The organism is Thalassospira sp. ABL2_045 (genome assembly GCF_056161285.1).
In genome coordinates this window covers 66764-91981 of sequence record NZ_JBSWYV010000008.1, presented here as the reverse complement: position 1 = coordinate 91981, position 25218 = coordinate 66764, and the positions used below count along the sequence as shown (strand labels likewise).

22 protein-coding genes are annotated in these 25218 nt (G+C 55.7%); 8 read left to right on the top strand and 14 right to left on the bottom strand.

Features of this window, described 5'->3' with window-relative positions; all coding sequences use genetic code 11:
• Window positions 1-62: 62 nt before the first annotated feature.
• Entirely contained in the window at window positions 63-881 is an 819-nt protein-coding gene (locus ACXAIA_RS12815) for a hypothetical protein (protein ID WP_475349665.1), read from the top strand.
• Between the two features lie 131 nt (window positions 882-1012).
• Here the strand turns inward: ACXAIA_RS12815 and ACXAIA_RS12810 are convergent, their stop codons facing one another.
• Entirely contained in the window at window positions 1013-1474 is a 462-nt protein-coding gene (locus ACXAIA_RS12810) for a MarR family winged helix-turn-helix transcriptional regulator (RefSeq protein ID WP_475349664.1), read from the bottom strand.
• Between the two features lie 140 nt (window positions 1475-1614).
• On the opposite strand from ACXAIA_RS12810, the gene ACXAIA_RS12805 reads away from it, so the two are divergent.
• Window positions 1615-3567 carry an FAD-binding monooxygenase gene (locus ACXAIA_RS12805; protein WP_475349663.1) on the top strand — a complete coding sequence of 651 codons (1953 nt, stop codon included), beginning with the start codon at window positions 1615-1617 and terminating at the stop codon, window positions 3565-3567.
• Between the two features lie 86 nt (window positions 3568-3653).
• Here the strand turns inward: ACXAIA_RS12805 and ACXAIA_RS12800 are convergent, their stop codons facing one another.
• Both ACXAIA_RS12800 and ACXAIA_RS12795 read right to left on the bottom strand, forming a co-directional pair.
• Window positions 3654-4067, bottom strand: a complete 414-nt coding sequence (locus ACXAIA_RS12800; protein ID WP_475349662.1) for a DUF2218 domain-containing protein — start codon at window positions 4065-4067, stop codon at window positions 3654-3656.
• A gap of 333 nt (window positions 4068-4400) precedes the next feature.
• A complete protein-coding gene (locus tag ACXAIA_RS12795) occupies window positions 4401-5243 on the bottom strand; it encodes a fumarylacetoacetate hydrolase family protein (RefSeq protein WP_475349661.1) in 843 nt (280 codons plus the stop codon).
• A gap of 226 nt (window positions 5244-5469) precedes the next feature.
• Between ACXAIA_RS12795 and ACXAIA_RS12790 the strand changes: the two genes are divergently transcribed.
• The 3 genes from ACXAIA_RS12790 to ACXAIA_RS12780 all read left to right on the top strand — a co-directional run bounded on the left by ACXAIA_RS12790 (window position 5470) and on the right by ACXAIA_RS12780 (window position 8985).
• On the top strand, window positions 5470-6129 hold the full coding sequence (locus tag ACXAIA_RS12790; RefSeq protein WP_475349660.1) for a dienelactone hydrolase family protein: 660 nt from the start codon (window positions 5470-5472) through the stop codon (window positions 6127-6129).
• A 44-nt stretch (window positions 6130-6173) separates the two neighbouring features.
• On the top strand, window positions 6174-7130 hold the full coding sequence (locus ACXAIA_RS12785) for a D-2-hydroxyacid dehydrogenase family protein (RefSeq protein WP_475349659.1): 957 nt from the start codon (window positions 6174-6176) through the stop codon (window positions 7128-7130).
• Between the two features lie 133 nt (window positions 7131-7263).
• Window positions 7264-8985: an ABC transporter ATP-binding protein gene (locus ACXAIA_RS12780; RefSeq protein WP_475349658.1), complete on the top strand. Its 1722-nt coding sequence runs from the start codon at window positions 7264-7266 to the stop codon at window positions 8983-8985.
• 21 nt (window positions 8986-9006) lie between these two features.
• Here ACXAIA_RS12780 and ACXAIA_RS12775 read toward each other — a convergent pair whose 3' ends face one another.
• The 9 genes from ACXAIA_RS12775 to ACXAIA_RS12735 form a co-directional block, all read right to left on the bottom strand.
• Window positions 9007-9798, bottom strand: a complete 792-nt coding sequence (locus ACXAIA_RS12775) for an ABC transporter ATP-binding protein (protein WP_475349657.1) — start codon at window positions 9796-9798, stop codon at window positions 9007-9009.
• Window positions 9795-10844, bottom strand: coding sequence for a FecCD family ABC transporter permease (locus ACXAIA_RS12770; protein WP_475349656.1), 1050 nt, complete (start codon window positions 10842-10844; stop codon window positions 9795-9797). The genes ACXAIA_RS12775 and ACXAIA_RS12770 overlap by 4 nt, the downstream gene beginning before the upstream one ends.
• Window positions 10841-11317 carry a TroA family protein gene (locus tag ACXAIA_RS12765; protein ID WP_475349655.1) on the bottom strand — a complete coding sequence of 159 codons (477 nt, stop codon included), beginning with the start codon at window positions 11315-11317 and terminating at the stop codon, window positions 10841-10843. The genes ACXAIA_RS12770 and ACXAIA_RS12765 overlap by 4 nt, the downstream gene beginning before the upstream one ends.
• A 13-nt stretch (window positions 11318-11330) precedes the next feature.
• A complete protein-coding gene (locus tag ACXAIA_RS12760) occupies window positions 11331-11825 on the bottom strand; it encodes a sigma-70 family RNA polymerase sigma factor (protein ID WP_475349654.1) in 495 nt (164 codons plus the stop codon).
• Between the two features lie 327 nt (window positions 11826-12152).
• Window positions 12153-13937 carry an allophanate hydrolase gene (atzF, locus tag ACXAIA_RS12755; protein WP_475349653.1) on the bottom strand — a complete coding sequence of 595 codons (1785 nt, stop codon included), beginning with the start codon at window positions 13935-13937 and terminating at the stop codon, window positions 12153-12155.
• Between the two features lie 51 nt (window positions 13938-13988).
• Complete coding sequence (locus ACXAIA_RS12750) at window positions 13989-15617, bottom strand: dipeptide ABC transporter ATP-binding protein (RefSeq protein WP_475344463.1); 1629 nt, start codon at window positions 15615-15617, stop codon at window positions 13989-13991.
• 2 nt (window positions 15618-15619) lie between these two features.
• Window positions 15620-16537: an ABC transporter permease gene (locus tag ACXAIA_RS12745; protein WP_475349652.1), complete on the bottom strand. Its 918-nt coding sequence runs from the start codon at window positions 16535-16537 to the stop codon at window positions 15620-15622.
• Between the two features lie 5 nt (window positions 16538-16542).
• Window positions 16543-17568, bottom strand: coding sequence for an ABC transporter permease (locus ACXAIA_RS12740; protein WP_475344458.1), 1026 nt, complete (start codon window positions 17566-17568; stop codon window positions 16543-16545).
• 4 nt (window positions 17569-17572) lie between these two features.
• Window positions 17573-19177 (bottom strand): ABC transporter substrate-binding protein, encoded by a 1605-nt coding sequence (locus ACXAIA_RS12735; RefSeq protein WP_475349651.1) that lies wholly within the window; start codon window positions 19175-19177, stop codon window positions 17573-17575.
• Between the two features lie 131 nt (window positions 19178-19308).
• Here ACXAIA_RS12735 and ACXAIA_RS12730 point away from each other — a divergent pair, with 131 nt between their 5' ends.
• Window positions 19309-20214 (top strand): LysR family transcriptional regulator, encoded by a 906-nt coding sequence (locus ACXAIA_RS12730; RefSeq protein WP_475349650.1) that lies wholly within the window; start codon window positions 19309-19311, stop codon window positions 20212-20214.
• A gap of 49 nt (window positions 20215-20263) precedes the next feature.
• Here ACXAIA_RS12730 and ACXAIA_RS12725 read toward each other — a convergent pair whose 3' ends face one another.
• Both ACXAIA_RS12725 and ACXAIA_RS12720 read right to left on the bottom strand, forming a co-directional pair.
• Entirely contained in the window at window positions 20264-20965 is a 702-nt protein-coding gene (locus tag ACXAIA_RS12725; RefSeq protein ID WP_475349649.1) for a GntR family transcriptional regulator, read from the bottom strand.
• A complete protein-coding gene (locus ACXAIA_RS12720) occupies window positions 20962-22335 on the bottom strand; it encodes a formimidoylglutamate deiminase (protein ID WP_475349648.1) in 1374 nt (457 codons plus the stop codon). Before ACXAIA_RS12720 ends, ACXAIA_RS12725 begins: the two co-directional genes overlap by 4 nt.
• A gap of 82 nt (window positions 22336-22417) precedes the next feature.
• On the opposite strand from ACXAIA_RS12720, the gene hutI reads away from it, so the two are divergent.
• Window positions 22418-23632 carry an imidazolonepropionase gene (gene hutI, locus ACXAIA_RS12715; protein ID WP_475349647.1) on the top strand — a complete coding sequence of 405 codons (1215 nt, stop codon included), beginning with the start codon at window positions 22418-22420 and terminating at the stop codon, window positions 23630-23632.
• 44 nt (window positions 23633-23676) lie between these two features.
• The gene (gene hutH / locus ACXAIA_RS12710) at window positions 23677-25218 is read left to right on the top strand and encodes a histidine ammonia-lyase (RefSeq protein WP_475349646.1); all 1542 of its coding nucleotides are present in this window, start codon (window positions 23677-23679) and stop codon (window positions 25216-25218) included.

Here is a 25218-nt window from a genome sequence, read left to right as displayed (position 1 = left end):
TTGAAAAACAAGACCGCAACTATAAACTATAAAATGGCCAAAAATTTAAATTTGAGGTTGATATGCATTCCGTCCGCTTTTCAGAAATTAAAGCCGCTAGCTGTCCATTTCCAAATGACGAAAGCTCTTTAGTCGATTCGTCCTATTCAGACGATACTGGCTCAGTCGGAAATCGAAAATTCCCCGCAGTTGCAAATGGTCGCTACTATTCTCAACATCCTGTATTTGATAGCTCAGGAGACCAAATCGGGTCGATGGTAAAAGGCCAAAATAAACTCGGCTATACTTACGGAAATATTTACTCTGATAGGTTTGCGTGCTTTTTAATTGCTCACTGCCCATTTAACGCTGTGTGGGGGGATAGATCTGGGCACAACAGTTACCTGTCAATCGTCCAAGAAACTGGAAAGTTCTTCTTCAAGAAAAAAGGCTTAAAGTTCGAGCAAACTGAGGCCATCAAACTACCGGCAGGTTTCGTCGATTATCCCACTATCTACAAAATAATGAACGATGGCTACAACCTGTTGTATGCCACCTCGAAAGGATTCGTTTTCGTCGACCTAGTGACAAAAAAAATTACATCTTCAGTTGCCTTTGATTTGCAAATGCCGAATTTTGGATCAAAAGGATTTTCCCTTTCACCAAAAGCAAACATACTTGCCGTAGCTTTTTCTGCTGAAGGAGAAGATGACCTACTGACCGGTAAAAGCACATACAAGAACATCATTCGCCTCTACCAATTGGACCAAGGTAAAATAGTTGGGGAGCAGAGACTCTCTGACAGTTCCCGTCACGATTGGACTGTAAACTTTGGGACCGATGGTAAGACCTTAATGACTTACAGCTCGAAAGCTCAGCATATTTTTGAGTTACACTCTTAGGTTCCTTCATCCGATCTACTTAGTTTAAAGGATCTTTCACCAGACCAAAAACTTCATGCGTAGCATGAGTTATTTTCTAACCTTATTGAATTGACCATTTTACGTTTATGACTGCGCAAAACTAGAGTGCGTTAGGCTTCTCCCTTCAACGGCGCCCTGCTCTGCTCATTTCCCGCAGCAGTTGCCTTTGCCATCAAACGCATCAGTTCTGACTGCTCTGCCGCGTCCAGACCGGCCAGCATGCTTTTCTGAGCTTGCAGGACGGCGGGGCTGACTTTGGCGAAGGTGTCGCGCCCCTTGTCGGTCAGATGGAGTTCGCGGGCGCGGCGGTCGCGGGTGCTGACAACGCGTTCGATATAGCCCTTCTGCACCAGACGGTCGACAACACCGGTGATGGTCGCGCGGTCATAGGCGATCAGGCCGGCCAGAGTCGCCTGATCGACGCCATCGATTTCCGCGATTTTTGCCATGGCGGCGTATTGCACCGGGGTCAGGTCGACCCCGGTCTTGGCGACCTCGGCGTGGAAGATTGCCACGGCAATCTGTTGAAAACGCCGGATAAGATGGCCTGGCATCTGATCCACTTCACTCACGCGCACCTCCTGATCGGGCCGCCAGCTTGACAGCCCGGCTAATAGTAAGCATGCTTATCATTAGTACACAAATTATATAACAATCCGTAGTGCCTGTTATTTCGCAACTTCGGAGATTTGTCCAATTCGGAGGAACAATCATGCAATTCCATCTCGACGGTTTTCGCGCCGGTGACCCGACCATCGCCCCGGCCACCACGCAAAGCAATGCGTTGCAAAGCGATGCCCTGCCCAAGGAGGTGGATGTCCTGATTGTTGGCAATGGCCCGGCGGGCCTGACGCTTGCCGCGCAATTGGCGGCCTTCCCCAACATCACGACCCGCATTGTTGATCAGAAAGATGGCCCGATGGAACTGGGTCAGGCCGATGGCATTGCCTGTCGAACAATCGAGATGTTCAATGCGTTTGGCTTTGCCGAGCGGGTGTTGAAAGAGGCCTATTGGGTTAATGAGGTTTCCTTCTGGAAGCCGGATCCGGCAGATCGCAGCAAGATTGCCCGTACTGATACCATTCAGGATACCGAAGATGGCCTGTCGGAATTCCCGCATGTGATCCTGAACCAGGCGCGCGTGCATGATTTCTATCTGGATGTCATGCGCAATGCCCCGAACCGGTTGGAGCCGGACTATTCCCGCCAGGTGATTGAAGTTGCCATCGATCCCAAGGCAGGTACCGCAAGCAGCCCCAGCCACCCGGTGACGGTCACCCTTGAGCGCACCGATGCGGATAACGCCGGACGCCGCGAAACCGTCAAGGCGCGCTACGTGGTTGGCTGTGACGGGGCGCGCAGTGCTGTGCGCAAATCCTTGGGCCGCGAACTGCGTGGGGATTCCGCCCATCAGGCATGGGGGGTGATGGATGTGTTGTGCGTCACCGACTTCCCCGATATCCGCAAAAAGGCGACCATTCATTCCGCCAATGAGGGCAACGTCCTGATCATCCCGCGCGAGGGTGGCTATCTTGTGCGTTTATATGTCGAGCTCGACAAACTGGCCGACGGAGAGCGCGTTGCCAGCCGCAACATCACATCAGATCACCTGATTGCTGCCGCGCAGCGCATCCTGCATCCCTATACCCTTGATGTGAAAGAAATCGCCTGGTGGTCGGTTTATGAAATCGGTCAGCGCCTGTGTGACAAGTTCGACAACCTCAATGGCGAGGCTTCGGCGACGCGCATTCCGAATGTCTTTATCGCCGGTGACGCCTGCCACACCCATAGCCCGAAGGCCGGTCAGGGCATGAATGTTTCGATGCAGGATACCTTTAATCTTGGTTGGAAGCTGGCCGGTGTTCTTGAAGGCCGGATCAAGCCGGAAATCCTGCACAGCTATTCCGAGGAACGTCAGGCGATCGCCAAGGAGCTGATCGATTTTGACGGCAAGTTCGCCAAGATGTTCAGCGCCCGCCCGAACGAGGACGGCAAAGCCGACGGCACCGGCGTCGACCCAAAAGAATTCCAGAAATACTTCATTCAGCAGGGCCGCTTTACCGCCGGCACCGCCACCCGATATACGCCATCCGTACTGACCGGGCCGGATACCCATCAGGATCTGGCAAAGGGTCTTGTCATTGGCATGCGCTTCCATTCGGCACCGGTGGTGCGTTTGTCTGATGCCAAGCCGGTGCATCTGGGTCATTGCGCCAAGGCCGATGGACGCTGGCGGCTGTATGCCTTTGCCGGCAAGGATGATCACGGGCAACCTGGTGCCGGCATCCATGCGCTGTGTGATTTCCTGCAAACGGCGCCGATTTCGCCAATGGTGAAGTTCAACCGCGACGCCGAAGACCCAGACAGCGTGCTGGATGTCCGCGCCATTTTCCAGCAGCCACATCGCAGCCTTGCGATCGAGGCCATGCCAAAGCTCCTCCTGCCGCGCAAAGGCAAATACGGCCTGGTTGATTATGAAAAGATCTTCTGCCCGGATCCAAAATCAGGGAACGACATCTTTGGCATGCGCAGCATTGATCGTGATCAGGGCTGCATGGTTCTGGTCCGCCCCGATCAGTATATTTCCCATGTCCTGCCGCTTGACGGGTACGGGGCGCTCAGCGCGTTTTTAAGCAATATCCTGATCGCCCGGAACGGGTCGTAATCAGAAACATCTTCCGACCGAGCAAACAAAATAAAAGCCCGTTCAGACGTGAACGGGCTTTTCAATCACAAATACGTGACCAGTCGTCACTTATTGCGCCAGTCGATCTCAAAGCTGGTTTGCGGCGCCAGGCTCCGCAGCTTGTCTTCGAAATAGGCCTGCATTTCAGCAAGACTTGCTTCGTCAGCGGCCGACATCGCAACCGTCAGAAACAGCGAGGTCGCGCTCAGCTCGCATGCGCCTTTTTCGAACGCCAGCAGTCCGGCATCAGGCTTGCGCAGGGTTGCTTTGACGTCTTCGCTGCGTGCCTGCAGCATCAGACCTTTGAGGTAGCAGGGCGCGCTGCGCAGATAGATATCCGCGAATGCGAAGCTATCAGCGTCGCTCTGCTGTTTAGACGTATGGGCAGCAGGGGAGGTCTGGTCACCCGAAACATCCAATGATTTGACCGCATCGGGCCAAGCGTCGTTCACTTTGATCGCCAGGTTAGACATGTGCATCACCAATCCTTTAAGGGCGCAATATGCGCACGGTATCCCCATACCCCTTGGACACGCATTTCACATTGCTTACAGCGCTGAACAATAATGAATGTTGGTCATTTATTGCACACCACAGGACAACGTCAATGCACTTTGTGATGACAAAAGTGTTAGAAATCGGGCAAGCCGCAAGTCTTGGGGCGGAGATTTTCTGAAATCCGCCCGGAAACATACGCAAAAATACGCAAATTTTCGCAGAAAACTTTGCAGTTTCAGGAATATGACCCCGTGATCACATTGGTGTGAAATGCCCCTGTTTCACGCTTCCCGCTATTTGCATGGCTGGGTTGTTCAGCCTTGAACGACGCTTTGGCGCTGCGCCCCAAGCCCGTCGATTCCCAATTCCATCACGTCACCGGGCTTGAGAAACACCTGCGGGTTCTGCCCCATGCCAACACCGGGCGGGGTCCCGGTCGAGATGATATCACCGGGCTGCAGGCTCATGAAGCGGGACAAATAGCTGATCACGAATGCCACGCCATAGGCCATGGTTTTGGTGCTGCCGTCCTGATAGCGCTTGCCATTGACATCAAGCCACATGGCAAGGTTTTGCGGATCAGAAACCGCGTCGCGCGTTACCAGCCACGGTCCAATCGGGCCAAAGGTATCGGCACTTTTGCCCTTTACCCACTGACCGGAATGTTCAAGCTGAAAGGCCCGCTCGGAAATATCATTGGTCAGGCAATAGCCCGCGACATAATCAAGCGCATCTGCCTCATCGACATATTTGGCCTGCTTGCCAATCACCACGCCCAGTTCGACTTCCCAGTCGGTCTTGGTCGAGCCGCGCGGGATTTCGATATTGTCATTCGGCCCACACACGGCCGAGGTCGCCTTGAAAAACACGATTGGTTCGGGCGGCAGCTCCATCCCGGCCTCTGCGGCATGGTCGGAATAGTTCAACCCAATGCAAATGAACTTGCCCGGACGCCCGACACAGGGCCCGATGCGCGGATCACCGGAAACCACCGGCAGGTTTTCCGGGTCAATTGCGGCAATACGTGCAAAAGTCTCATCCGAAATCGTCGTCGGATCAATATCGCCGATCACCGCCGAAAGGTCACGGATGACACCACCGGCATCACAAAGCCCGGGTTTTTCCGCCCCCTTGGGGCCATAACGCAAAAGCTTCATGATCTGATTTCTCCTGATGGCGTGACGTAATCACTTGCGGGATTGCGGGCATGCAAATCCCGCAAATAGAAGGGTTTATTCCTCACACCATAGTGATGTCACATCCGGCTGACAAAGTGCAAGCCAATTGGAAAATCATGCTTGGCTCGCACCATCATGATTGTTCTGCCGTGCCAATTCGATATCATCACCGCGAAGCCCACCACGCCCCAAAGGATATAAACACATGATGCAGACCATTACCGCCACTGATGGGCACGCGCTTGATTGCTGGTTTGAAGCACCGGTCGGTGAACGCCGCGGGGGGATTGTGATCCTTCAGGAAATCTTTGGCGTCACCGATCAGCTCAAAGACGTTGCAAAGAAATACGCGGCCCTTGGCTATGAAGTCGCCATTCCCGCCCTTTTTGACAGGATCGAGCGCGGATCGGTCGTGGCATTTGATGATTTTGAACGCGCGCGTAACCTGATGATGGCATCCGATGTTGCCAACACGCTCAAGGATATTGATGCCGCTGTCCAGGCCTTGGCTGCAAATGGTGGCAAGGTCGCGGTGATCGGTTTTTGCTGGGGTGGCGGCCTGGCGCTTCGCACCGCACAGACCCTTGATGTTGTCGCAGGCGTTTCATTTTATGGCACACGCCTGGACCAGTATCTTGATAAACCGCTTTCCATTCCGTTCCTTGGGCATTTTGGTTTGAGCGATGAACACGTTCCGGTCGAGATGATCGAAGACGCCAAGACCGCCCTGCCCGGTATGGAAATTCACATGTATGAAGCCGGTCATGCCTTTGCCAACGAAGCCCGCCCGTCCTACGTCGCCCCGGCCGCCGAAGTGGCGCATGCCCGCACCGTTGAATTCCTTGCCCAACATCTGGCGGGGTAACGCCCCCGGATCCCGGTCTTCATACCTCAGGACATCACGCCACCATGCGCATTGCCATCCTCGACGATTATCAGAACCTTGCCCTGCAATCCGCCGACTGGTCCAAGGTCGAGGAATTCGGCGAGATCACATTATTCAATGACACCATCTCGGATCGCGATGAGCTGATTGAGCGCCTCAGCCCGTTTGAGGTCCTGTGTGTCATGCGCGAACGCACCCCGCTTTCGGGCGATCTTCTGCGTGCACTTCCGAGCCTCCGCCTGATCGTTACCACCGGCAAACGCAATGACGCCATTGACGTCGCGACTGCAAGTGAACTGGGCATTACGGTCTGCGGCACTGAGTCCCCGTCCACCGCAACGCCCGAACTGACCTTTACCCTGATGCTGGCCCTTGCGCGCAACATCGTTGCTGAAAACGCCTCCATGCGGTCCGGTGGCTGGCAGGTCGGGCTCGGTCAGGACCTTGCCGGGTCGACATTGGGGATTATAGGCCTTGGGCGGCTGGGGGCAAAGGTCGCCAAAATGGCCCAGGCTTTTGACATGAAGGTTTGCGCCTGGAGCGCCAACTTGACGCCGGAGCACTGCGCAGAACGCGGCGTCACCTTCATGGAAACAAAGAAAGACCTGCTTCGCGCATCTGATTTCGTCACCATCCACCAGCGCCTGTCGGATCGCACCCGCGGACTGATCAGTGCACCCGACTTCAAGGTGATGAAACCCACGGCCTTTCTCATCAACACCTCCCGCGGGCCGATTATTGACGACAACGCGCTGATCAAGGCCATCAATGCCGGCGAGATTGCTGGCGCCGCCCTTGATGTGTATGACAAGGAACCGCTTCCCGCCGACCACCCTTTGCGCGATTGCAGGAACCTGCTGCTCAGCCCGCATCTTGGCTATGTTACCCGCAATACCTGGAAGGTATTTTACGGCCAGACCGTCGAGGCCATTCTGGCCTGGCAGAACGGCACACCGATCCGGGTGATCGCGCCGAGCTAACTGCGCCAAACGCAGGAAAGAAAGCATAGGCAAACCGCCGTATTTTTTGCCCGGAATCCGCCGACTTATCCTATGCAAATAAGAACCATTCCTATACATATAACCCTGTCGGTTATTGTTGGAATGCGCGCGCATGCTCAAAGAATTCTTTTCCTATTATCTGCCGCACAAACGGTTGTTCCTGCTGGATTTCGGGTGCGCTGTTTTGTCGGGTCTTTTGTCTTTGGGCTTCCCGGTCGCCGTGGCCGGATTTGTCGATACCCTGCTGCCCAAACAGGACTGGGTTCTGATCCTGCTGGCCGCCCTTGGTCTGTTGATTGTCTATCTGATCAATACCGGCCTGATGGCGGTTGTCACCTATTGGGGACACGTTTTGGGCATCACGATTGAAACCGAAATGCGCCGCCGTGCATTCGATCATCTGCAAAAGCTGTCCTTTCGTTTTTACGACAATCAGAAAACCGGCCATCTGGTTGCCCGCGTCACCAAGGATCTCGAAGAAATCGGCGAAGTCGCCCATCACGGGCCAGAGGACCTGTTTGTCGCCATCATGACCTTTGTCGGCGCGCTGATCCTGATGTTTACCGTCCACACCCCGCTGGCCCTGATTGCCATGACCATCGCACCTTTGGTGATGTGGCTTGTCGTGCGGTTTGGCGGCGATATGACGCGCAACTGGCAAAACCAGTTCGGACGCGTGCGTGCCTTCAATGCCCGGATCGAGGAAAATGTCGGCGGCGTACGTGTGGTGCGTGCCTTTGCCAACGAAGATCATGAACGCGCCCTGTTTCATCGCGATAACGAGCAATACCGAACCGTCAAATTGCAGGCCTATGCCATAATGGCCATCAGCCTTGCGATCAACTATCTCGGCATGCGCATTGTTCAGGTCGTCATCCTGATTGCCGGCACCTATTTCGTGGTCAATGGCGGGCTCAGCATCGGCGGCTTTGTCGGCTTCCTGTTGCTGGTAAACGTCTTTTACCAACCGCTTGAAAAGATCGCTGCCGTTGTTGAGACCTATCCCAAGGGCATTGCCGGTTTCCGCAATTATCAGGAACTGATGAATACCGAACCCGACATTGTCGATCGCCCGGATGCGCGCGATGACCTTGCCCTGTCCGGCAATCTCGCCTTTGAAAAGGTCACCTTTGGCTACACCCCGGATCGCACCATTTTGGATGATATCAACATCACGATCGAAGCGGGCGAAACCGTGGCCTTTGTCGGGCCATCGGGTGCAGGCAAAACCACGCTATGCTCTTTGGTGCCACGTTTTTATGACGTGGATGGGGGTCGCATCACCATTGATGGTGCCGATATCCGCGACATGACGATGAAATGTCTGCGCAGCCAGATCGGCATCGTACAGCAGGACGTCTTCCTGTTTGCCGGCACCTTGCGCGATAACATCGCCTATGGCCGCCTTGACGCCAGCGAGGATGAAATCCTTGCGGCTGCCAAAAGTGCCCGCCTTGATGACCTGATCGCAAGCCTGCCAGCCGGTCTTGATACGGTGATTGGCGAACGTGGTGTGAAGCTGTCAGGCGGGCAAAAACAACGTGTTGCCATCGCGCGTATTTTCGTGAAAAACCCGCCAATCCTGATTTTGGACGAAGCCACATCAGCACTTGATACCGAAACCGAGCAGGCCATTCAGCAATCGCTCGATGATCTGGCCAAGGGCCGCACCACGCTTGTCATTGCACACCGCCTGGCGACCATTCGCAATGCTGATCGCATCGTCGTCATCACCCAGGATGGCATCGCCGAACAAGGCAGTCATGATGCCCTGCTCGCCCGCGATGGCGCATATCGCCGCCTGCATGAAGCACAGGTACTCAGAACCGGCTGATCGCCAATACCAGCGCAATTTTCAGGCGGGCTCAACATCCCGTAGCGGACGGATAACATGCACAATCGGTCGTCCGTCTCCATCGGACGAAACGCGGGTTTCGACCCGATACACACGTGCCAGATTGGCAGGCGTCAAAACCTCTGACGGGGTTCCCGCTGCAATGATCTTGCCCCGATGTAAAAGCACAATCCGGTCGCTATACCGGGCCGCCAGATCAAGGTCATGCAAAGCGGCAATCACAACCCCGCCCCGCTCTGCCAGACGCTCGCGTACGAGATCAAGCACCACCATGCGCCAGTGCAGATCAAGGGCCGATGTCGGCTCATCAAGCAACAACACGTCGGGATCGCGCATCAATGCCAGCGCCAAACCAACCAACTGGCGCTTACCCCCCGACAGGGTATGAAGCGGTGAAAGCGCAACTTCGGCCAACCCCAGCCGTTTGAAAATCTCCTCGATCTGATCGCCAAGTTCCTGATCGGAAAAATCAAGATCAAGCGCACGGGCCGTGCTCCACATCAGCTCGGTGGGCAAAAGGGCCGACGGGTTGGGCGGCGTTTGCGGCATGGAGGCCAACCGGTGATGCCAACCATCATGGCCCATATCCGCGCGCGTTTTCCCATCAATCGCAATCTGGCCCTCGGTTCCCTTTTCACCAGACAGGCAGCGCATCAATGTCGACTTGCCCGATGCATTTGGTCCCAAAAGCCCCAGAACCTGATTATCGCTGAGATCGGGCAAATCAACCCGGTCAAGCACATGGCTGCGCCCGTAAAATGCCGAAATGCCTTTTGCCGTAAACAGGGTCATGCCATGCGCCTCCGCCCCGAAAGCAACCCCAGAAAGACCGGCACGCCGACAACAGCGGTCAAAATACCAACCGGAATGATCACGCCGGGAATCAACGCCTTTGACAGGAACGATGCACAAGACAGGATCAGCGCCCCGCAAAGGGCCGATCCAGGCACCAGCATCCGATGATCTTCACCCAGCATCAGACGCGCAATATGCGGGCCCACCAATCCGATAAAGCCAATCGCGCCGACAAAGCACACCGCAAAGGCGGCCAGAAGCGACACCCGCAAAATCACCCAAAGCCGCAGTCGCGCGACATTGATCCCCATGCTGCGTGCATGTGCTTCCCCACCACGCAAAAGCGTCATGACCCAGACATGACGCAGCGAAAATGGCAACACACACAGAAAACAGGCACTGACCATCGCAACCTCTGGCCAGCCCGCGCGGGTCAAGTTGCCAATCGTCCAGAAGACAATCTGCTGCACCGCCTCGGCACTGGCGATATATTGCAGGCCCGCCGTCAGGGCATTGCACAAAAACACAAGCGCAATACCAAACAGCACCACGGTTTCACGCGCGCCGTTGCTCCATCGCACAATCGCCAGGATCAGCACCCCCGACCCCAACGCAAACAGCAACGCCATCACCGGCAATACGGCTGCCTCGGCAAAAAACGGCACCACCGGCACGACGACAATCGCAAGACTGGCCCCCAGAACTGCGGCCGATGACACGCCAAGCGTAAACGGACTGGCCAGCGGGTTATCAAGAATGGTCTGGGTTTCGATCCCGGCAAGACCAAGGGCCGCGCCAACCGCCAACGCAATCAGGGCATCGGGCAGACGCACGTCCCACAAAATGATACGATGGCGCAGATCAAGTTGCTGTGGGTCGATCAACCCCGAAATGATATCGGAAAACGCTAGTCCGGCGGGCCCGGCCCAAAGATCAAGACCCAGCATCACCACAACCCCGACCGCCAACAGCGACACCATCCCAAGACGCCGCTTGTGAATACTGCCAAACCGTTGATACAGTGTCACCCCGATCTCTGTCATTGGACGGCCCCGACGGTCGCGCTAAAGGTCCCGTTCAATTCAAACGGCAACCAGCGCTCATAAATCTCGGTCAGGGTGTCCATCGGATCGATGTCAGTGAAAAGCTCCGGATGGGTCCATTTGGCAAAGGCTTCAAGCGCGACGATGTTAAATGGCGAGTTATAGAAATTATGCCAGATGCTGTGCGCCCGCCCGTTTCGCACCGCATCAAGGGCTGCAAATTCCGGTGCGGACAAATAGCGCGTCAAACTTTGCGACGCGGCTTCGGGCGTCATACCGGCGCCAAGCGCGACCGGATCCGCGCCGTCGCTAAATTCCGCAAAGGTGCCCGACGCCGTCCCAATCCAGACATCGGGATTTTCGGTTAGCAGGAACTCTGCGGTGTGCTGTGCCGTCGGCCCCGGCGCCACCGCATCAGCGATGTTCGTGCCCCCGGCAATTTCGACAAACGGCCCCAACATGCCATCCGCCATGCCCCAGCAACATTCAAACCGGCCAGGATGGGCTTGCAGGAACACAGTCGGGCGCTCTTTGGTTTGGCTGACGCGCGGTACCGACCGACACATCAAGGCGCTTGGCGATCTCGGCATATTTGCAGCCACCGAAACGATGCATCTCAAGTGCGATGCGTGATTTCTCGGGCAATTGGGACAGGGCCTTTTCAAGTAACCGGACCTGTCCGCGCGCGATCGCCTTTTCTTCGGGATCGGGCCCCTCGGCGGCAACCATGTCCGCCGTGCCACTGGCATCGCCCTGAATAAAAGTATTCTCGCGCCCGATCCGGCGGCGTCCATCAATGGCTAGGTTGCGCACAATCCGAAAAATATAGCCAACCGGTTCATCAAGCTTGTCATCAAGTTTCACCTGCTGGGCGCGCTCAAGGCGGAAATAGGCATCCTGAACGACATCTTCGGCAAGCGCGGTATCGCCCACGATTGCACGCGCATAGCTCACAAGCTCTGCCCGATGAGCAATCAGCAAGGTCAACAGTTCCCTATCGCGCAAGGTCGCAACCATTCCCAAAACCTGTCCGCCTCGCAATCAAAAGCGACTGCGAATTGTTTGCATTTACTTGGAATTGACTGACCTGTCAAACAAAGGGACAACTTCTGAGACCTGTCTTAATCAGTGTTCTGATTGGGACGTTTCGTAAGTCACTACACTTTCCCACCCAAATATCCATTACAGTGCGACAACGCGTCCGTCACCCATCCAACCGTTTTCAACGCAAATCGCACCATCAGGTCAGATCCCGAACAGTGCGATTCCGTGTAAGACGATTGCGAATTTTATAATCGGATTAGATGGTTAGCTGGCCATTTGATTGATGTAGGCGCGCCAGCTTCCAAGCCCGGTGATTTCGGTTGCCCCGGCAAGGCCGGCACCTTCACACAGGAAACCTTTTTCGAAGGTCCCATCTTCAAGCTCTACCGAGCCCAGACACAGCGGTGATGGGATACCGGCAAGGAAACCGCCGACCTCGGATTTTGGCAAGGCCCAGACTTCGACATCAATCGCACCACCGCCATCAGGGGTCGCAACCATCCCCGGTCGTTTGGGCGGACCACCCGCCAAAGCATAAAAACGATATTTCGGTGCCGTTCTGGTTTTGCTCAGCAACCGCGCGCCGCGACTGGTCAATTCCGAATTAAGCGGCAAATCCGTCATGTGCGCACCACAGACCACCATGGCAATTTCATCTTCGCCAACAGTATCCGCGCGCGGTGCAACGGCATCCCGTTCCCATCCGGTTGCCCCAACGGCCCCGGCTTCGAGGGCCGCGGCAAGGGACGCTACCATGGCGTCCTCGCCCATACGTGCAAGGATGGTCAGGCTGCCCGGTCGACCGTCGCTGCGTGCGCCTGTCGGCACAGCAATACCGCACATATCAAGCAGATTAACAAAGTTGGTATAGGTCCCAAGCCTTGAATTCGGCCCGATAGGGTCGTTTGTGATATCATCAACAGAAACGAAATGCGGAATGGTCGGCACACAGATCGCATCAATATCCGCCAAGGCAAATCCGCACTCCCGCACCAAATCCTTAAGGCGATACATGCCTTTAAATGCATCTGCTGCGCTGAGTTTGAGACCCGGCTCCAGAATGGCACGCGTTGTTGGATGAAGGGTCTCGGGGGCATCAATAAGGCGATTTCCCACAGCCGCGACGCGTTCTGCAACCCAAGCACCTTCGTAAAGCATCTTTGCAACATTGTAGAACGGGGTGAAATCAATCTCTGTGATTTCGCAGCCAAGACGGGCTAATCTTGCCACATCCGCATGGAAATGCGCGCGCTGGATGTCATCGCCAAATGTTTCAAGCGTCTTGTTATTGGGTACAGCAACCCGGTTCGACAGAATTTTGCGCAAACCGCAAGATTTGGGAAGTTTCCGCGAATAGGCATCCGTTGGATCGTATTGGGCCGCGACCGAGAAAACATCCCAGGCATCGGAAACATTCAGTGCAAACACCGAAATGGTATCAAGCGTCCGACATGCAGGGACCACGCCACGTGCCGAAAAAGCACCAAGTGTGGGTTTCAGGCCAACGATACTGTTAAGCGCAGCGGGTACACGCCCGGAACCGGCTGTATCTGTTCCGAGTGAGAATGTCGCAATGCCATGCGCCACAGAAACCGCCGAACCAGATGATGAACCGCCCGGCACAACGGCCGGATCAATGGCATTTTTCGGAACCGGATAAGGGCTTCTGACACCAACCAATCCAGTAGCAAACTGATCAAGGTTGGCCTTGCCCAGACAAACTGCACCCGCCTCAAGAAGCTTTTCGATGACAAAGGCATCATCGTCCGGGTCATAGGCGAAGTCCGGGCAGGCGGCTGTTGTCGGCATGCCCTTAACGTCTATATTGTCCTTGGCGACGAAGGGAACACCCCACAGCGGACGCCCATCATATTCACCAAGGTCGGCTGCCGCCTCAAGGGCCGCTTCACGTGCAGGGTGAATAAATATGCCCGGATCATTGATCGCATCAAGGCGGCGAAACGCTTCTTCGATGACCTGCACCGGAGACAAACCGGATGCGTATGCCTGCCGGAGGGCAGCAAGTGTGAAAGGAAGATCAGCAATCATTTTTGGCCGTCCGTCTGTGGCATTGTTGAAATTTCTTGTGGCGGAGTTTGATCAGGCAGTTTCGGGCACCGGCGCCTGGGGCGCGGCTGAGAGCAATTCGCGTGTGTAGGGATGACTTGGGTTTTCCATTACGGTCACGACCGGACCGGATTCAACGATGGTGCCATTTTGCATGACGATCACGTGATCACAGAGCAAACGCACCACATTGAGATCGTGGCTGACAAATAGGTAACTAATGCCAAGGCTGACGCGCAGGTCTGCCAAAAGGTTCAGGACCAAGGCCTGGATCGAAACATCAAGCGCCGCGGTCGGTTCATCAAGGATCAGGAAATCCGGTTCTGTCGCAAGTGCACGGGCGATCCCGATACGAGCCTTTTGCCCGCCGGAAAGCTGATGGGGGAACCGGTCCAAAAGATGACTTGGGAAACCGGTCATATCAGCCAGTTCTTCGGTGCGTTTGTCAACAGCATCCCCGAGCATTCCCATCAGTCGCAATAACGGATCGGCAATCGCCTGACGGGCCGTAAAGCGCGGATTCAAGCTATCAGTTGCATCCTGAAAAACCATCTGGATTTTCGAACGCAAAGGATGTTTGGCAAAGTCCGCCGCCGGAAGGGCTGCGATATCCTCACCACGGTAAAAGATGCTGCCATGCGTGGAGTCAAGCAGACGCACGAGCATCGAGGACGTGGTCGATTTCCCACATCCAGACTCACCGACCAGGCCAACACTTTCGCCTTCATGGACCGTGAAACTGATTTTCTTGACCGCATGAACCGGGCCATTCTTGCCCTGATAGGTCTTTGAGAGATTAACAACATCGATCAGTGGTTTTTCACTAATGACGTGGGGTTCAAGAGCCGGCCGGTCGCCTTCGGGCAACAAAGACCGGATCGTTCCTGTCCGGCGCGGCGTTGCATGCACCAGTTTGCTGGTATAGGCATGTTGGGGGTCGGTAAAGAGCTTAACTGGATCGCCCGCCTCGACAATCAGGCCGTCCTTCATCACGACAATCCGATCGCAGTATTGCGATGCCAGTCCAAGATCATGCGTAATCAGGATGGACGACATCCCGCGCGCACGGACCAGACCATCAACCAGATCCATCACCGCCTTTTGGGTTGTGATATCAAGCCCAGTGGTCGGTTCATCGGCAATGATCAATTGGGGATCACAGGCCAATGCCAGTGCGATCACAACACGCTGGCACATGCCACCGGAAAGTTCAAAGGGATAGGCGTCATAGCGTGCGGCAGCATCGCGAATTTTGACCGCTTCGAGGGCCTCGATTGCCTTTGCCCTGGCATTTTGGCGGGTTGCACGGCTATGACGGCGCAGGACATCTTCGATCTGATGACCGACCTTGCGGGTCGGATTGAGGGCGGCACGCGGGTTTTGGAAAATCATGCTGATTTCGCGCCCGCGGATATCACGCATGTCGCGTTCGGATGCGTTGCGCAAATCAATACCGCTATAGATCGCATCACCGGCCTTGATCTGCCCACCAGCATCAAGGATACGCATCAGAGCAAAGGACGTAACCGACTTGCCCGATCCACTTTCTCCCACGATGCCAAGGCGTTCGCCCTTTGCCAGTTCGAAGTCGATCCCTTTGACCGCATTGACTTCGCCATTCCGCGTCCTGAAGGCGACGCTTAATCCCTTGATGGAAAGCATGATTATGTCCTCCGCCGAGGATCGACGATATCGCGCAGACCATCGCCCATCAGGTTAAACGTCAAAACCGCAATCATCAGTGAAAGCCCCGGGAACAGTGCCAACCACCATTCACCCGACACGATAAAGTTCGCCCCCTCGGCGACCATGATCCCCCATTCCGGGGTCGGCGGACGCACGCCCAAGCCAATGAAGCTGAGCCCGGCAGCATTCAGGATCGCCCAACCAAGGTTCAATGACACCTGCACCATCATCGGTGGCAGAGCATTGGGAAAGATATGAAATGCCAGAATGCGGGCATCGCTGTTGCCTGAAAGCTTGGCCGCCAGTGTAAAACCTGCATTGCGGCGAATATTGACCTCGGCGCGGACAAGACGGGCATAGAACGGGATATTGATGATCGCGGTTGCGTAGATGATGTTATCAACCGAGTTGCCAAGGGCAGCGACCACCCCCATTGCAAGCACAAACAGCGGGAATGCCATGATGGTATCAAGTACGCGGTTCAGCGTGATATCGGTCCATCCACCGCGATAGCCTGCAATCGCGCCCAGAAATGAGCCAATCACGAATGACAGTGCGACTGCAGCAACCGAGATCACCAAATCAAGCCGGGTGGCAACAACCACGCGGCTAAACACGTCGCGGCCAAGATTGTCTGTACCAAACCAATGCGCCAACGAAGGCGGCTGCAACACAGCAGCGGCATCGGTTGCCAACGGGTCATAAGGAACAATGGATGGCCCAAACACCGCAGCAAAGATCAACAAGCCAAACATGCCAAAGGCAAGACCGGTCACCGGATTTTCTCGAAGCACATAGAGAATATGACTAAAGGCGCTGGGCTTGGCTTTGGTTGCGCTGACTGCCAGTTGGTTAGTTGCAGCTTGCGCCGTGGAATCAGTTACTGGTGACGCCATTTTGTTCATTTCCCGGATGTCCCGAAACGCGGATCAATCAGGCCATAGGCCAGGTCAATCACCAGATTGAGGAAGACGAAAAGAAACGCCATCGCCAGAACAAAGCCTTGAACAGCGGCATAGTCCGATACGATCAGGGCTTCGACCGCGTAAGACCCTATACCGGGCCAGGCAAAGACCTTTTCGACTAGAACGTTCGCGCCCAGAACAAAGGAAAACACCATACCAAGTGTCGTCACCACGGGCAGAAGCGCATTGCGAAACGCATAGCCATATAGAATGCGCCCAGACCCAAGCCCGGCTGCACGGGCTGTGCGGATATAATCCGATGACAGCGCCGAAAGCATCGCTGCACGGGTCATGCGGGCAATTGGCGCCAAGGTAAACAGTGCCAACGTGACAGCAGGTAGGATCAGCTGTTTGAGTGCACCAAACCAGGTTTCCCAATCGCCAACCAATGCAGCATCAATTAGAAAGAAACCAGTCACATGTGGCGGATCCAGATAGATGAAATCAAGCCGTCCTAATGGCGAGGGTGAAATACCCAAAAGGTAATAGAAGACATAAATCAGCATCACGCCGGTGAAGAAGGTCGGAAGTGATACCCCCATGGTCACCAGCAAACGGCAAATCTGATCAACCCAACTTCCCGGTCTTGTTGCAGCCAAAACCCCCAATGGAATAGCAACAACACATGAAAGAATAAGCGCACTGAGCGTAAGCTCAAGAGATGCCGGAAGTCGACTGGTCAGTTCTGTCAGTACCGGGCGCCCGGTTGATACCGATTGCCCCAGATCGCCCTTGAGCAGTTGAACAAGATAGACCGCAAACTGTTCTGGCAATGGTTTATCAAGACCAAGCTTTGCGCGCGTTTCTTCGATGGTTTCGGGCGTTGCCATGATCCCAGCAAACTGGACAGCCGGGTCACCAGGCAAAGCACGTGTGAGGACAAAGCTGATGACAATGACCCCGAACAGGACCGGTATGGCCTGTGCGATACGTGTCAGAATACTGGTTCCCCGGACTGCCATAGGCTTAGCTTTCCACCGTGGTCAGGCCGCGGATATCAAGCTGACGGTGGAACCAGAACTCATATCCACCCGCACCGTTCAGCGCGACGTTAAGAGCCGGCTGCCACAGCGGAATACGCGGCAAGTCTTCGTGAACGATGTCAATCATACGCATGATCTTGGGGGCGTAGTCCGGATCATCCATGGCCATGTGCAGGGTTTCGTTCGTGAGCTGTTCGACTTCTGGGTTGGAATAGTTCGACGAGTTGAACAGATGCCCTTCCTGATAAGCCCAGAAGAAATAGTAATCCGGTGTATTGAGCCAGCCACCGAAGTTTTCCAGATGGAAATCAAGACGCTTCTCGACCAGTGCGGCTGTACGCCAGTTCGCACCCGGGATTTTTTCAATCTCGACCTTGATTCCCAGTTTACCAACCGCTTCCTGGATCAGAAGGGCTGCGGGTTCCATCCAGGATGACAGGTCGGTCGAGATGGAAAGCTTGGTCTCGAAACCATTGGCGTAGCCCGACTTCGCCATATGTTCAGCGGCTTTTTCAAGATTGGTGTCATAGGGCGACTTTCGTGGCCATGCGATGTCTGTTGCCTTGGCCTCGCCACCCCAAAGTGGTGCACCACGACCATAGGCAGCAGCATTAAAGATCGCTTCATATGGCACGACATAGGCAATCGCCTTACGTACGTCCGGGTCCTGGAACGGTTCGAACTTAGTATTCAGGCACAGCGCATGGACGCAGTTTTCAATCGGTGTTGAATGAACAGTTACCTTATCTGCCAGTTCCGCTGCATCCTTGTCAGGAATGTTGAACGCAACCTGAACGTCACCGCGTTCAATCAGTGCGCGGCTGGTTGCTGCTGATGGAACTTCACGCATGATCACACGACGCACAGGAGGGGTCGGACCACCAACCCAGTTCTCATTGCGTTCATATACGACCTGTTGACCGGCATCCCAACGCGTAACGGTGTAAGCACCGGAGCCAATGGTATTGAGGTGCAAATATTCCATTGCCCACGGATCATCCGTCGTGGCGTTTTCCACCGCGACTTTGGAATTGATAATAAACGGCACAGGTACGGCAAGATCGGGTAGCGAAAGCTTGGAAGGTTGATCAAGCTTAATGACAAAGGTTTCGTCATCAACGGCCTCAAACTGATCCGGGCGAGACAAACCACCTGCCTTCATCTGGACCGTTGGGAACCCACCGACACTTACGGCGCGGTCAAATGACCATTTGACGTCGGCAGCGGTAACCTTGTTCCCATCGGTGAAGACGGCATTGGATTTCAGTTTGAAGGTCATTGTCAGACCATCGTCCGAGAAGGTCCAGCTTTCCGCCAGTTCCGGAACTATTTCCGAATAGTCGTAAGACAGTCCACCGCCCTCTGCCGGTTTGGTACCAAATGATACCAGACGGTCATAGCAGTTGATAGCGATCTGATAGCTGGCACGGTTTGTTCCGGTCCGGTGCAGATCAAGGCTGTTGACCGTCTGGGCCGAAACAGCAACCAACGTGTCGCTGCCTGCAGCCATTGCAGAGAATGTTTTTGCGAATGGAATAGTACCAGCAACCAGTGCGCTACCCTTCAGGAAATTACGTCTCGTAAGCATCTTCGAAAACCCCCATGAACTGCTAGTTAAGAATCCGTTGGATTCAGTTTGCAGTTTTTTGCGTTCGCGAAAACTGCTATGAATTCACCAATGCGGTGCAAAAAATGCACCGCTCTGAAGATGGACTGTTCATGAAGTACTTGCAGACTTTCCGAATGATCGAAGCTGTCGCCCGTGCGGGTTCAATGCGGAAGGCGGCCGAAGACATGAACCTGACGGCATCGGCTTTGAACCGACGAATCAACGGGTTTGAGGAAGAGTTCGGGTCAGAACTTTTTGAACGCCTGCCAAGCGGGGTTCGATTAAACCCGGCCGGCGAGCTTTTGTTGCACCATTACCGGGCGATGGCATCCGATCTGGAACGTGTTCAGGGACAGGTCGCCGATTTGACCGGAGAACGCCGCGGGCATGTTTCCATTGCCTGTTCGCAGGCGCTTTTACCCTATTTCCTGCCAGAACAGATTGCGATTTACCGAGAGGCTCATCCCGGGGTGACCTTTAGCGTCAATGTCCGCGATCGCGCGCAGGCCGAACAGGAACTGGCAAGCTATTCTAGTGACATTGCGCTGGTGTTTGAACCGATCTACCTAGTCGATTTTGAAGTCATCCATGCCATTGCGCAAACGGTCGATGTCGTGATGCGATCCGATCATCCATTGGCTTCACGTGATGAAATCAGGTTGCGTGACTGCCTTGATATGCCCCATGTCGCGCCAACCCACCGATTTGGTGTCCGTCACCTGCTGGATTTTGCCGCCCGACGCAGCTCACGCCATGTCTCACCCGTGGTCGAGACCGAGAGCTTCGAGCTGATACGCCACTATGTCCTGCATGAAAATGCGGTTGGCTTTCAAATTCCTATCGGTCTGCGCGTACCCGAAGACGGGTCATTGGTCCATTGCCCGATTTCCGAGCGCGATATGCCTCCGGGAAATCTTATTTTGGGCCAGATGCGCGGGCGCACCTTACCAGTCGCCTCTGCGCGGTTTGCCATGCAACTTACCAATGCCCTTAAGGATTATCAGGTCAGTCAGTAAAGCACATTGCAAAACACCTTGCCTCGACTGCCCATCGCAGTTTTTATGGTCAGATAGCAGAATGCTTGCGATAGCCCGGTGCGAACAGAAGCCTTGCCGATGTAATACCGGTATTGTTTTCCCACGTGGTACGTTCCATCAGGAAAAGCGACGTGCCCGGATCGGTGCGCAGCACCTTGGCCTCGGTCTCGCTGGCATTGACCGCAGAAAAATAGATATCGCCGCGCGTATAGGGCGCATGCAAGACCAGCCATTCATTGGCGCTGATTTTATCAAGGTCAGCATCAAGGATTGTTGGTGTGGCCGCGATGGATACCCAGCGGTCTTCGAACATGAACGGTTTGCCGTCGGCGAGATGGAGCGAAGTGATATGCAACATATCACTTTCCGCTGTCACGCCCAAATTGGCGCAGATTTCCGGCGGCGGGGTGCGGCGTTCGCTAAACAGCAGGCCATAGGCATATTTCTGCCCGCGGCCTTCGATCTCAAGCCGAATAACCGGAATATCTAGTTTGGCGCGCCGCACCGGATGGGCGGCCACCCGCGTGCCGGCCTTGCGCCGGCGATCCAGGAAACCTTCGGATGCCAGTTCACGCAGCGCACGGTTCACCGTTGCGCGTGCACAGCCAAGTTGCTCGGCAAGTTCGACTTCCTTGGGGATCAGGTCGCCCGGTTTCCACTCACGGGTGTGAATGCGGCGCAGAACCTCGTCATGGACCGATTGCCAGCTTTGCTGTTCCAGGCTGTTCACACTGCTTCCTTGAGTTGTTCCATCACTTTGCGATACCGGCTGGTGATCGCGTCATGGGCGATGTGGCGGCCCTCGGTCACGACATGACGACCGGCCGACCAGACATCACGCACCATGCGATCATCTCCGGCGAAGATATATGTATCGAGGATCGTATCGCCTGTCCGGCCGATCAGGTCAACCGCCGAACCATCGAGCGCCATCAAATCGGCCAGTGCGCCGACCTCGATCCGGCCCGCGTCACGCCCTGCCGCCTGTGCACCGCCCTTGGCCGCCGCGTCATAAATCCGGCGCGCGGTTGATTTCTGTTCTGTGGCCAAAGCCGCGCGGGAATTATCCCGCAGGCGCTGACTGTATTCCAGCGTGCGGAGCTCTTCCGAGAGTGAAATACGGATATTGGAATCCGACCCCACGCCAATCGCACCGCCAGCATTCAGGTACCGCACACCATCAAAAATGCCATCGCCCAGGCTGCTTTCAGTGATCGGGCACAGGCCCGCAACGGCCCCGGTTTTGGCAAGCCCAAGCGTTTCATGTTCTTCCATCTGGGTGCAGTGGATCAGACACCAGTTTGCGTTCACATCGGCATTTTCAAGCAGCCATTCGGTTGGGCGCTTGCCCCAGCTGTCGCGGACTTCATCAACCTCGGCCAACTGTTCGGCCAGATGCATATGAACAGGTCCATCCTTGGACAGCAGGCTGGTGGCGATCAGATCTTCACGGGCCACCGCGCGCAGGGAATGGGGCGCGACCCCCATCACCGTATCGGCGGGCAGGTCTTTAACCGCGCGAACGGATTCCTCATACAATTTGGCGAACTGGTCGGGATCATTGCCAAAACGAATCTGGCCTGGGCCTAACGGGCGCTTGTCACAGCCACCATATTGATAATGTACGGGCAGCAGGGTCAGGCCGATGCCGGTGGTTTCGGTGGCGGCGGCAATGCGTTCGGCCATCTCGGCGATATTGTCATACAAATGCCCGCCGGGACGATGATGCAGGTAATGGAACTCGGTATTGTTGGCGTAACCGGCTTCCAGCATTTCCATCTGAACGAAGGCTGCAATCGCTTCGACATGATCAGGGGTGAGCTGATCAAGGAAGCGGAACATCAATTGCCGCCAGGTCCAGAAGGTATCGCGCGGATCGGGCCCGCGCCGTTCCGTCAGGCCGGCCATGGAGCGCTGAAACGCGTGGCTGTGCAGGTTTGAAATCGCCGGAAGAAGGATATCGGTTTTGCTGGTGGCATCGGATGGCGCCGCAGAATCGGCCTGAATCGCAGCAATTCTGCCACTCTCATCAATCTCGATCCGGACATTGTTTTGCCAGCCCGCTGTCGTAAGTGCCTGATTTGCCCAAAGAACCTTCATTGCCTCTACCCGTCTTGACAGAAATATTATGTACGTACATATTATCCTTAATAACAAACTTATCAAGGGGTGATGCTTCGCGATGCTGCTTCGAAACGCAAAAATCGTCACGTTTGAGGATCACGACAGCTATGGCCTGATCGAATGCGGCGCGATCGCTATTGGCAATGGTCTGATTAATTGGGTCGGTGCCGATGACGCCATCCCCGCCCAATATCTGGAAGACACCCCAAAGGATCAGATCCGCGACCTTGAAGGCCGCCTGATCACCCCAGCCCTGATTGATTGCCACACCCATGTCGTGCATGGCGGCGACCGTGCGGTTGAATTCGAAATGCGCCTGAAGGGGGCAAGCTACGAAGAAGTCGCCCGTGCCGGCGGCGGTATTGTTTCGACCGTGAAGGCCACCCGCGAAGCATCGATTGATGACCTTCTGACATCCGCCCTGCCGCGTGTGGACGCGCTGCTGGCTGAGGGCGTATCGGTGATCGAGGTCAAGTCGGGCTATGGCCTGAACGAAGAGACCGAACTCAACATGCTGCGCGCCGCACGCAAGATTGCCGATCATCGTAATGTGCGGATCAAAACCACCTTCCTTGGCGCCCACGCGGTGCCGGTGGAATATAAAGACAATCCGGACGGCTATATTGATGAGGTCTGCATTCCGACCCTGAAGGCTGCCCACGCCGAAGGACTGGTCGATGCGGTGGATGGCTTCTGCGAAGGCATTGCCTTTAACACCGATCAGATTAAACGTGTGTTTGACGTTGCCCGCGATCTTGGCATTCCGGTCAAACTCCATGCCGAGCAATTGTCCAACATTGGTGGCACCAAACTGGCCGCCGAATATGATGCGCATTCGGTCGATCACGTCGAATATGCGACCGAGGAAGACGCAATCGCCATGGCCAAATCCGGGTCAGTCGCGGTTCTTCTGCCCGGTGCGTTTTACACCCTGCATGAAACCCAGTTGCCGCCGATCGAGGCGTTCCGCAAACATGGCGTGCCGATGGCGGTTGCGACGGACTGCAACCCCGGCACATCGCCGCTGGCATCAATGCTTCTGACCCTGAACATGTGCTGCACGCTGTTCCGCCTGACCCCGGAAGAGGCGCTTGTTGGCGCGACGGCCCATGCCGCGCGCGCCCTTGGCCTGTCCGATACCGGGCGGATCAAACTAGGACTGCGCGCCGATCTTGCCATCTGGAATGCCAAACACCCGGCCGAACTTTCATACCGCATCGGGTTCAATCCGCTGTTTGAACGCATTTTCGGCGGTGAAACCGTCCCCAAATAACCACCACCGCGCCCCCGCATTAACACGTGCCCCGAGGATCGATTATGACTGTCACACTTATCCCCGCTTCGGTCAAACTGGCAGAGCTTGAAAGCATCTGGCGTGATCAGGTTGCGGTCAAACTCGATCCATCCGCGCGCGAAGGTGTTGAAGCGGCCCACGCAATGGTGCGCAAGGCCGCTGATGGCAGCGAGGCGGTGTATGGTGTGAATACCGGCTTTGGCAAACTGGCCTCGGTCAAGATTGCGCCGGAAGATACCGAAACCCTGCAACGCAACCTGATCCTGAGCCACTGCTGCGGCGTCGGCGAGCCACTTGATGGCGCGACCACCCGTTTGATGATGGCGTTGAAATTGCTCTCACTCGGGCGCGGTGCATCGGGTGTGCGCTGGGAGCTGATCGAGTTGATCGAAGGTATGCTGGCCAAGGGCGTGACGCCGGTTGTTCCGTCGCAAGGATCGGTGGGCGCTTCGGGCGACCTGGCACCGCTGGCCCATATGGCGGCTGTCATGATTGGTGCGGGTGAAGCCACCTATAAAGGTGAAACCCTGCCCGGGAAGGATGCCCTTGCCAAGGCCGGGTTGAACCCGGTGGTGCTCGGCCCGAAAGAGGGTCTGGCGCTGATTAACGGCACCCAGTTTTCAACCGCCTGCGCGCTGGTTGGGTTGTTTTCGGCCTGGCGCAATGCGGCAAGTTCGATCGTCACCGCATCGCTTTCAACCGATGCCATCATGGGATCGACCGCACCGCTGGTCGATGAAATCCATACCCTGCGGGGCCATCCGGGCCAGATCAATGTCGCGCGTGCAATGCGTGACCTGATGGCCGGATCGGAAATCCGTGAAAGCCACCGCGAAGGCGACACCCGCGTTCAGGACCCCTATTGCATCCGCTGCCAGCCACAGGTCACCGGGGCGGCGATGGATTTGCTGCGCTTTGCCGGTCAGACGCTTGAGATCGAAGCCAATGCCGTCACCGACAACCCGCTGGTGCTTAAAGAAGACGGCCGCATTGTTTCGGGTGGGAACTTCCACGCCGAACCGGTCGCCTTTGCCGCCGATCAGATCGCGCTTGCGGTTGCCGAAATCGGCGCGATTGCCCAGCGCCGTGTGGCGCTGATGGTCGACCCGACCCTGTCGCATGATCTGCCGCCATTCCTGACCCCGGAGCCGGGCCTGAATTCCGGTCTGATGATTGCCGAGGTCACGACAGCCGCCCTGATGAGTGAAAACAAGCATCTGGCCAACCCGTGCTCGACCGACAGCACGCCGACCAGTGCCAATCAGGAAGACCATGTGTCGATGGCCGCCCACGGCGCACGCCGACTGGCACGGATGAATGCCAACCTTTCGAACATTCTTGGGGTTGAGCTGATCTGTGCGGCGCAGGGCGTTGAATTCCGTGCGCCGCTCAAGACCAGTGCAGGGCTTTTGAATGTTCTGAAATCCGTGCGCGCCGATATCCCGACCGTCAAGGAAGACCGTTACATGGCGCCGGACTTGGCGAAGGCAGCCGAGCTTGTCAGCCAAGGCGCGCTGGTGGCTGCCGCCAAACTGTCGGGCTTTGTCGTTGGGGAGGCTGCATAA